10 protein-coding genes and 2 pseudogenes are annotated in these 9356 nt (G+C 64.2%); 5 read left to right on the top strand and 7 right to left on the bottom strand.

The window, feature by feature from the left end; translation table 11 throughout:
- Positions 1-165: 165 nt before the first annotated feature.
- Together ACOJVU_RS16760 and ACOJVU_RS16755 are read right to left on the bottom strand one after the other, a co-directional pair.
- Positions 166-3033: an RND family transporter gene (locus tag ACOJVU_RS16760; RefSeq protein ID WP_421530795.1), complete on the bottom strand. Its 2868-nt coding sequence runs from the start codon at positions 3031-3033 to the stop codon at positions 166-168.
- Positions 3030-3455, bottom strand: coding sequence for an MmpS family transport accessory protein (locus ACOJVU_RS16755; protein ID WP_421530796.1), 426 nt, complete (start codon positions 3453-3455; stop codon positions 3030-3032). Before ACOJVU_RS16755 ends, ACOJVU_RS16760 begins: the two co-directional genes overlap by 4 nt.
- Before the next feature lie 386 nt (positions 3456-3841).
- Between ACOJVU_RS16755 and ACOJVU_RS16750 the strand changes: the two genes are divergently transcribed.
- Positions 3842-4669, top strand: a complete 828-nt coding sequence (locus tag ACOJVU_RS16750) for a helix-turn-helix transcriptional regulator (RefSeq protein ID WP_421530794.1) — start codon at positions 3842-3844, stop codon at positions 4667-4669.
- Positions 4670-4733: 64 nt separating this feature from the next.
- Here ACOJVU_RS16750 and ACOJVU_RS16745 read toward each other — a convergent pair whose 3' ends face one another.
- Complete coding sequence (locus ACOJVU_RS16745) at positions 4734-4997, bottom strand: hypothetical protein (protein WP_421530793.1); 264 nt, start codon at positions 4995-4997, stop codon at positions 4734-4736.
- An 18-nt stretch (positions 4998-5015) separates the two neighbouring features.
- On the opposite strand from ACOJVU_RS16745, the gene ACOJVU_RS16740 reads away from it, so the two are divergent.
- Positions 5016-5687 carry a hypothetical protein gene (locus ACOJVU_RS16740; RefSeq protein ID WP_421530792.1) on the top strand — a complete coding sequence of 224 codons (672 nt, stop codon included), beginning with the start codon at positions 5016-5018 and terminating at the stop codon, positions 5685-5687.
- A 106-nt stretch (positions 5688-5793) separates the two neighbouring features.
- Positions 5794-6162, top strand: a complete 369-nt coding sequence (locus ACOJVU_RS16735) for an STAS/SEC14 domain-containing protein (RefSeq protein ID WP_421530791.1) — start codon at positions 5794-5796, stop codon at positions 6160-6162.
- Positions 6163-6169: 7 nt separating this feature from the next.
- On the opposite strand, the gene ACOJVU_RS16730 is transcribed toward ACOJVU_RS16735, so the two are convergent.
- Positions 6170-6934, bottom strand: coding sequence for an SDR family oxidoreductase (locus ACOJVU_RS16730; RefSeq protein ID WP_421530790.1), 765 nt, complete (start codon positions 6932-6934; stop codon positions 6170-6172).
- A gap of 57 nt (positions 6935-6991) precedes the next feature.
- On the opposite strand from ACOJVU_RS16730, the gene ACOJVU_RS16725 reads away from it, so the two are divergent.
- Both ACOJVU_RS16725 and tpx read left to right on the top strand, forming a co-directional pair.
- Positions 6992-7468, top strand: a complete 477-nt coding sequence (locus ACOJVU_RS16725) for a nuclear transport factor 2 family protein (protein WP_421530789.1) — start codon at positions 6992-6994, stop codon at positions 7466-7468.
- A gap of 62 nt (positions 7469-7530) precedes the next feature.
- Complete coding sequence (gene tpx, locus ACOJVU_RS16720) at positions 7531-8025, top strand: thiol peroxidase (RefSeq protein WP_421530788.1); 495 nt, start codon at positions 7531-7533, stop codon at positions 8023-8025.
- Between the two features lie 117 nt (positions 8026-8142).
- Here the strand turns inward: tpx and ACOJVU_RS16715 are convergent.
- From ACOJVU_RS16715 to ACOJVU_RS16705, 3 genes and pseudogenes are all read right to left on the bottom strand, one after another.
- Positions 8143-8247 (bottom strand): annotated as a pseudogene (locus tag ACOJVU_RS16715) (nitronate monooxygenase); the annotation flags it as partial.
- A 347-nt stretch (positions 8248-8594) separates the two neighbouring features.
- Positions 8595-8876, bottom strand: a pseudogene (locus ACOJVU_RS16710) (nitronate monooxygenase); the annotation flags it as partial.
- Complete coding sequence (locus ACOJVU_RS16705) at positions 8873-9262, bottom strand: NYN domain-containing protein (protein WP_421530787.1); 390 nt, start codon at positions 9260-9262, stop codon at positions 8873-8875. The pseudogene ACOJVU_RS16710 and the gene ACOJVU_RS16705, both read right to left, overlap by 4 nt.
- Positions 9263-9356: the final 94 nt, after the last annotated feature.

Here is a 9356-nt window from a genome sequence, read left to right as displayed (position 1 = left end):
AAAGTAGCGCTGAGCACAGTCTCGACGCCGCCAGCGCAGACTCGGCACCCGCGGCGTCTGGTAACAACCCCCGACGAACTTACGGGCGAGACCACTTGGTCTCCCTGTGGCAGGCACGACAATGGGCTTCAAGGTAGTGGGACGACGTGGCGAGAGCTCAGTGAACTACCCCCTCAGCAGAAGGGCGCGAACCAGCGGACGGGGTCCGATCGATCGGAGCAGTTCACTGGCTGGACGTGTGCGCACCCGTAACGGCCACCAGAACCAGCGCCCGAGCAGGGTAGCGATGGACGGGATCATCAGCGAGCGCACGATCAGCGTGTCGACGAGCAGGCCCAGGCCGATGGTGGTGCCGCCCTGCTTGAGCGTGTACAGCTCATTGACCCCCAACGAGGCCATGGTGAAGGCGAACACCAGGCCGGCTGCGGTCACCACGCCGCCGGTGCCGCCCACGGAGCGGATGATGCCCGTCTTGATGCCTGCGCGGATTTCTTCCTTGAACCGCGAGACCAGCAACAGGTTGTAGTCGGATCCCACGGCCAGCAGGATGGTGACAGAGAAAGGCAGCACAATCCAATGCAATTCCAGGCCGACGAGGTGCTGCCAGATCAGTACGGACAGCCCGAAGCCCGTCGCCAGCGACAGCACCACGGTGCCGACAATCACCATGGAGGCGACGAGCGCGCGTGTGATGACCAGCATGACGACGAATATCAGGATCAGCGCTGCCATCGCCTCGGTCATCACGTCGTATTTAGTGGACTCCTCAATATCTTTGTATGCCGCGGCTGTGCCGCCAAGGTACAATTTCGAGCTGGCCAACGGCGTTTCTTTCACCGCCTCGCGCGCGGCTTTGAGTTCTGCGTCGACATGTGAAATTGCGTCGGGGCTCGCTGGGTCGATGTCATGCGTGATGATCATTCTGGTGGACTTGCCGTCAGGCGAGACCAAAAGTCTTAGGCCTGTCTGAAAATCCGGACTGTCGAATACCTCTGGCGGAATGTAGAAGAATCCGTCGATTTTGGCCTTGTCGAAAAATTTGCCCATGAGTGTGCTGGTGTCGGTCATACGATCCATCTGAGTAACCAGGCCCGAGAAGCTGCTGTAAAGGGTGAGGAACGTGGTCTGCATCGACTTCGCGACGGCGATCAACGGTGGGATCAACGCGACCAACTTACGGGACGCATCAGCGCTGTCTTGGAGATCTTTGGCGAGAGCACGAAAGTTCGCGGCGAGTTTGTCGAAACCGTCCAACGCGTCGAAGATGGAGCGTAAAGACCAGCACATGGGGATGTCAAAGCAATGCTTTTCCCAGTAGAAATAGCTGCGGATCGGCCGCCAGAAATCGTCAAAATCTGCTATGCGATCACGTATTTGATCCGTAATGGCAGCCGTGTCAGCTGTGACTCGCGCACTGTCGCTTATCGAATCAGTTAGCTCTTGTTGCACCGTGTACTGGTGCTCTAAAGTCGCGATCTGCATACCGAGGTCGTCGCGGCTGAGCTTGAGAATGTCGTCGAGACGATCTTTCAGATATCGCAGGTTCTCCCGAATGGGAACCGGCTGCATGCTGATCGCGAACGGTATCGTTCCGTGCTCGATGTTGTATCCCAGTGGACGGGTGATGCTTTGCACCCGCGCGATGCCCGGCACCCGGAAGATCTGTTGGGCGATCCTGTCCAAGTCGAGCATATCCGCCGGATTGCGCAGGTCGTGATCGGCTTCGACCAGCAAAAGATCGGGATTCAGCCTGGCGTGGGTGAAATGCTGAGTGGCAGCCTGGTCGCCGACATTGGACACCAGGCTCGCCGGTACGTAGTAACGGTCGTCGTAGTTGGTGCGGTATCCCGGCAGCGTCACCCCACCCACGATCGAGACGACCACAGCGCTGGCCAGGATCGGCACGGGCCAGCGGACGGTCGCCGTCGCCAGGCGCCGCCAGCCGTGGATATTCATTTTTCGCTTGGCGTCGAGCAGACCGAAACGCCCGCCGATGACGATCAGAGCGGGAACCAATGTCACCGAGGCCGCGATCACCACGAACAACGCCACTGCGCACGGAACCGCCAAAGTATTGAGATAGGGCAGCCGCACCAACCGCAGACAGAGCATGGCGCCGGCAACGGTGAACCCTGAGCCCAAAACGACGTGGACTACGCCACGATATGTCGTATAAAAAGCCGTCTCGCGGTCCTCGCCGCTTTGGCGGGCCTCGTGATAGCGGCCGAGAAAAAATATTGCGTAATCCGTGCCCGCGGCGATTGCCAGCGACATGAGCAGACTGACCGCGAAGGTCGTGAAGCCGATCAGATGAAAGCTGCCGATGTAGGCGACGACTCCGCGCGCCGAGGCCAATTCGATGAAGATCACGGCCAACACGATCAGCACGGTGACAATCGAGCGATAAACGATCAGCAACATGAGCGTCGCCACGCCGATCGTTATCGCCGTCCGCTTCGCCAGACCCCTGTCGCCGGCTTCCGTGGTGTCGGTGGTCAACGGCGCCTGACCTGTGACATACGCCTTGACTCCCGCCGGCGGATGTGAGTGCGCCACGATGTCTTCCACGGAATGCACCGACTCGTCCGCCCTCGTCGAGCCTTGGTCGCCAGCAAGGTTGAGTTGCACGTAAGCGGCTTTGCTGTCGGCGCTCTGTTCACCCCCGGCCGTGACCAATTCGCCCCAGTAGTTCTGCACCTTCTCCACATGCTTGGTGTCACGCTCGAGTTGGCGTACCAGATCGTCGTAGAAGCGGCGCGCTGCATCGCCCAGCGGCTGGTCGCCCACCAGCACCACCATTGCGACGCTGTCGGAATCAAACTCATGAAATACCTTGCCCATTTGCTTCATCGCGATCAGCGACGGCGCATCCTTGGGCAACAACCCCACCGAGTTTTCCCGTTCGACCACGTCCAGCCGCGGTACGAGGACGGTGACGGCGACCGTCAAAGCCAGCCAGCCCATGACGATCGGCACCGCCAGCCGACGGATCGCCCGGGCGATAAAAGGCCGTTCGCCGTTACCGCCGTTCATGCGGCCTTGTCCAGGCAGAAAACCTGAGCGTTGAGGCCGTGTGCGGATTGTTGATCTCTCACGATGCCGTTCACGACAATCCGGCAACCGATTGTGTCGCTGTCACCCTGGGCCACCACGTTGGTGAACACCCCGGGCAGGGTTGTGGTCACCGTGTACGACCATGGGAGCGTGGTGAAATTGGCCTGCTGCGGTTGTGCGTCCGCGTCCAGATAATTGACAACTCCGGCAGTGCCCGGGGGGCCGGTGACCTCATAAGTGACGTTCTTGACGTTGATCGGCACAATCTTTTCGACCGGGCCGGCTTCGGACAGACGGTGCGAGCCGAAGATTCCCTGTAACCGGTAGGCCACAAATCCCCCGACGGACACGACCACGACGATCACCAGCGGAATCCATATACGCTTGAGGACGCCCAGCAACATCGCACCGCCCTTTCACTCGTGTTCCATCTAGCCAGATCAACATGAGGCCATATCGCCGCATGGCCGCTACCAGGCAGATCTCTGCTGGAAGGCGCCGCCAATCCCCAGGCGTGGCACTGTCAGCAAGCAATACAGAATGCAAATCACGAGGGAACGCAATCGGGGCGCTGGCGGATTCCCTGGCCAAAAGTTCCACACGGCTGAAGAAACGCGGATCGATTGTCGAAATCCCAATCTGCGCATGGCGCGAAAAAACGCCCAGCGAGCGAACGGTCCGGTGCTGCCACGACTGCATATTGTCGCTGGGGACTGCCGGTCGCAGACAGAGCGAGCTTAACCTAGGAATTTGACAACCAGGATAACGCGCTGGTTACCATCTTCTCGTGGCGACGACACTGGGAGAATTTCTTCGTGCGCGCCGCGAGGCGACAACGCTCCGGCCCGGGTGCGATGGCGAGTCGCGCAGGCGGCGGCGCACGCCCGGGTTGCGCCGCGAGGAGGTGGCCGCGCGGGCGGGGATCAGCCCTGACTACTACGCGCGGTTGGAGCAGGGACGAGAAAAGCATCCGTCAGTTCAGGTGTTGGAAGCCTTGGTGATTGCGCTGAGTCTGTCTCCCGACGAGGCGGACTATCTGTACGACCTCGCGATCCCGCAACACCGATGCCGGAAAGAGCTCGGTTCGCAACAAGGCCCCGTCGAGTATCTCCTTCTACTCATGGAGGCGTGGACGCTCGGTCCGGCCTACATCGTCAACCGTCGATGCGACGTGCTGGCCGAAAACCCGCACGCGTCGCTGCTCTTCAGCAAATTCAAGATCACTGGAAATATCCTGCGCATACTTTTCCTGGATCCCGAGGCGAAAAACTTCTGGGTGAATTGGGAATCCTACGCCAAAACCGTCGTCGCCACGGTGCACCGTACAGTAGGCGTAGATGTTGATGAGCCAGATGTGGCCGAAATAATCCTCGAACTTTCGAAAGTGAGCAGCGACTTCGTCCGGCTATGGAAAAGCCACGATGTCGGCTTGGCCGGTGGCAGAGTAAAGCAGTTCAGGCACCGCGATTTCGGTGACATTGAGTTTGACTATGAGCTACTCTCTGCCGCGAGTGCGCCAGGACAATTCCTGGTAATCCATAGGAGTAGGAAAAACAGCGCTTCCTTGTCAACCGGGCAATCGACGTGCGGGAGACATGTCGGCACGCGCCTTTAGCAGGGCGTGGTGCTCGGCACGATCCCGCATGGGGAAAGCACGGCGCCGACGCGGGCTAAGAACATCACTGGGTGGTGTCGGCCGCGTGGTCAGGAAGCCAACATCGCCGAGCGCCGGCGCAGCCGGCGCGTGCAGAGCGCACCATCGCGACGGTGTCCAGCCCATAGAGGGCGCCGGCCCCGTGCTCATCGGCGTTGGAGAAGTTCGCCGCGTCGGCCCGCGCCACCCGTCCAGATTCGCATGACACCCGCGACATCCCGGCCTCGGCCGCCGAATGGCTGACGCCCGGGTGGCGCTGGGGCAGTTCCGCGGCGGTTCCGGGTCGCACCAGTGGCATCCTGGCCGGGTGGGCCTCATTTTCCGGCTGGCGGAGCTGCTGATCGTGATCCTGCCGCTGGCGGGCGTGGTCGTCGCCGCGGTGAAGGCGTTCGCGGCCAACAGGCAGCGTACCGAAGCCCCGCGGGACGGGGCACGAGGCGACGCGGATGCGGCGACCCGCCCCGCGTCCGGTACCAGCCAGGCCGCGCAGTGGCGGATGCTGCGGCGGGTCATCGCCGAACACACCCGCACCGACGCCCGCTGGCTCGACTACGAACTCGACGTCGCGAAGCTGCTGGACTTCCCGGTCATGACCGACATGCGAGACCCGCTCACCGTCGAGTTCCACAAGGCCAAACTCGGTGCCGACCTGTTGCGTCCGGTCAAAGCCGAGGACCTGCTCGACGACCCGGAGGCCGCCGCGCTTTACCGGGGCGCCGTCGAGGACTACGTGACCGCGTTCCAGATCGCCGAGGCCGAGGCGAAGCGGCGACGCCGCAACGACTTCTCCCCAGCCGACCAGCAACGCATCGCGCGTGCCCAGAGCCTGCTGCGGGTCGCCTCGGACCGGGCCGCGTCGCCGCAGGAGCGGCAGAACGCCTACGAACGGGCCGGCAGGGAACTCGACGGCCTCATCGTGCTGCCGGCCTCGACGCAGGCCGGCATCGAGCGGGGGATCGCCGGTCAGCTGGAGGGGTAAAGGGCACTTCGCGCCGTCGACCGATGCCTTTGGGCCCTTATCCGCGCAGGCCGGTTCCCGACATCATGGCGGCAGCGATCCACCAACGATCCCTCAGGAGCACACGATGATCGAATACGACTTGGACACCGAGCATTCCATCCTGGAGGTGCGACCGAAGTCAGCCCTGGACAAAGCGGATTTCGTTGAACTCGCCAAGGCCGTCGACCCGCAGATCGAGGCCCATGGCGACCTCGCCGGCCTCGTCATCAGCGCCCCGTCGTTTCCGGGGTGGGACAGTTTCGGATCGATGGTCACCCACTTCCGCTTCGTGCGCGACCATCACCGGCACGTGAAGAAGATCGCGCTGGTCACCGACTCGCCCCTCGGCAACGTCGCCGAGCACCTCACTTCCCATTTTGTGTCCGCCGAGATCCGGCACTTCCCGGGCGGGCAGCTGGACCAGGCGCGGCAGTGGATCGTCAACGGCTCCTGACCGAGACTCACGGGCAGGTGTAGCCGCCGTCGATCACGATGTCGGAGCCGGTCATGTAGCTGGATGCCTCGCTGGCCAGGTAAAGGTAGAGGCCGGTGAGCTCATCGGGCCGGCCGATACGTCCGAGCGGTATCTTCGGTTCCCACTGCCGGTGGTACTCGGCCAGCGGCTCGACCAGTTCGGTGCGGATATAGCCGGGACTGACGCTGTTCACCCGGATGTTGTGGGGAGCCAGCTCGACGGCCATGGCCTTGGTCAGATGGATGACGGCGGCCTTGGAGGTGCAGTAGTGGCCCACCAACTGCGGAACGTTGATGATGTGGCCCGACATCGAGGCCGTGGTGATGATGACCCCGCCCCGGCCCTGGCGGACCATCGTGCGCGCTGCCGCCTGGGCCGTGAGGAACACGCCGGTCACATTGGTGTCCTGGATGCGCTGGAACTCCTCCGGCGCCATGTCCAGCAGCGCCTGCACCGAGACGAGGCCGGCATTGCAGACCGCGATGTCGACGCCGCCCAACTCCGCGGTGACCCGGTCCAGCATCGCGCTCACCTGATCCGGCCGGGTCACGTCGCATGGGACGGCCACGACGTGGCCCGCAGCGGCGAGGTCGGCGGCCGCCCTCTCCAGCGGTTCGGTATGCCTTGCCGCGACGGCCACCCGGGCGCCGGCCTGCAGATAGGCCAGCGCCACGTGTCTGCCGATGCCGCTGGACGCCCCCGTCACCAGGGCCGTCTTGCCACGCAGATCGAACAAGTCCAACACGGTCATACGATTCCCCGTTCCAACGAGTGTCCGGTCACCGAAACACGTTCTAGTCTGTCCGCCATGGGCAAATTCAGCAGGGCCGAAGTCGAGCAAGCCGTCCGGGACTACACCACCGTCATCGAGGGCTGCAGTGCTTCGGGCGACTGGCGTTCCTTTGCCGACCTCTTCACCGAGGACGTCCTTTACACCGAACACCACTATGGGGTGTTCCGCGGACGCGAGGCGGTGCGGGACTGGATCGTCGCGCTGATGGCACCCTTCCCGCACGTGCGCTTTCCCAACGACTGGATCGCCTATGACGAGGACAACGACGCCGTCGTCGTCATGATCAAGAATCTGCTCGACCACCCCACGGACCTCGAGGGGGAACCGTTCTGGTTTCCGAACTGGACCCGGTTGGTCTACGCCGGCGACGGCCTGTTCTCCAGCGAGGAGGACATCTACAACCCCAACCGTGACGCGCCCGGGGTGATCGCGGCCTGGATGCAGGCCGGCGGCCAGTTGGCCTCGACCCAAATCCTGCAGCCCGGCGCCTGACCGGATGTGGCCAACCAAGCCCTGACCCCGGGGCGTCCCGCCGGGCTTGGCAGACTGTGCGCATGGCACAGATAACCTTGCACGGAAACGCGATCAACACCGTCGGCGAGCTGCCCGCTGTCGGGTCCCCGGCCCCGACCTTCAACCTGACCGGTGGTGATCTGGGTTCGGTTACCAGCGCGCAGTTCCACGGTAAACCCCTGGTGCTGAACGTCTTTCCGTCCGTGGACACCCCGGTGTGCGCGACGAGCGTGCGGAAGTTCAACGAGCGCGCCGCCGCGGGCGGGGCCACCGTGGTGTGCGTGTCCAAGGACCTGCCGTTCGCGTTCTCGCGGTTCTGCGGCGCCGAGGGCATCGAGAACGTCAAGACGGCATCGGCGTTCCGGGACAGCTTCGGCGAGGATTACGGCGTCACCATCACCGACGGGCCGATGGCCGGGCTGCTGGCCCGCGCCGTCGTCGTGGTCGGCGCGGACGGCAACGTCGCCTACACCGAATTGGTGCCCGAGATCGGGCAGGAGCCCGACTACGACGCCGCGCTCGCGGCGGCGGGCTGACCGCCCGGCGCATCGCGGACCGGCTCAGTCTTCGGCCGGCCCGAGCCGTTCCGTCGTGGCCGCCAGCACCGAGCGGCACCCCGCCCCCGTCCGTTCGATGATCTCGGTGGCCGGTGCGATGTCATCGATGCGCCCGGCGACCTGACCGGTGTCGGCGACGCTGGCGTCCATGTCACCGTCGAAGTAGGGCCGCTGGACACGTTGCAGTGCCGCCGCGCCTTCGGCAGGAGTTTTCGGCCTATCTGGGACTGCACGTCCGCACCCAGGCCGATGGGGTCGATCGGCTGGACTTGCAGCCAGCGCGTGAGTGCTGGCTGCATCGTCAGGACGTCGATGAGTCGTCGAAGTCCAGCCGTAGTGCATCAGCACACAAGCGGCGAGGCCGCAGACATCCGTCCTCGCGGAGGTCCGTGGCGCGCATCAAAGCCCGACGCACAGCGCGGGCCACGATGCGACCCAGCCGCTCGGCGCGAACTTCCACGACCGACCAGCCCACGGCGACAGCCGCATGAGTGAGTGCCTATCGAGACAGCCGGCGGGCACGAGGAATCCCCGCAGTTTCACTGCGGGGAGGACGTCAAGAAGCGAATGCCGGTGGCGGCGAGCAGGTCGGCCACGGCCGGGTCGCGATTCATCAGCAGCGCGATGTTGGCGCCGACCGCACGCTCGGTCAGGGCACGCACCCGGTGCAGATCGGCACGGCCCTGCTCGAAGGTGGTCTCGATGACGCCCAGCGCGCCGGCGTTCGACACCGCCGCGGCCAGTCGGGCGCCGGCGATGTAGGTCATCGGGGCCTGCAGGATCGGGATGTCGATCCGTGCGAGCTCGCAGACGCGGTTGGTGGTGCTCACGAGCGGCGCGGCTCCCGCCCTTCGATGAGGTCGCGGAAGCGTTCCGCGGGATAGGCGCAGGCGCCCAGGCGGGTGATCCGTCCGGCCAGCGCCTTGTCCGAGGTGACAACCCGGATGCCGTCCGGTCGCGCGTCGGCCCCCACCAGCCGCACGATCTCGTCGTCGGCCGAGTTCGCCGCCGCCCGCGGGGCATGCGCGACCTGGACGACCGACGCGGCGATCGCCCTGGCCGGCGGCCGCTCGAACACCACCGTGACGTTCTCTTCCCGGGTCGACGCCCACCGGTCGAGACTGTCCACCAGCGCCACCATGGCGCGGCCGCGGTCCTTCCACCAGCCGTCTGGACGGCTCCCGATCACGTTCATCCCGTCGACGATCCAGCGCACAAGGCACACGTTAGGGGAGAGATCATTTCCAGAACAGCGACACGAGGCCCAGAACCACCAGCGAGGTCAGCGAGAGTGGTTGCGGCCACGGCTG

This window comes from Mycobacterium sp. THU-M104, from assembly GCF_049197365.1.
In the GTDB taxonomy this organism is placed as follows: domain Bacteria; phylum Actinomycetota; class Actinomycetes; order Mycobacteriales; family Mycobacteriaceae; genus Mycobacterium.
Note: the sequence above shows the minus strand (reverse complement) of the source record. Positions and strands in the feature narration are given on the sequence as shown.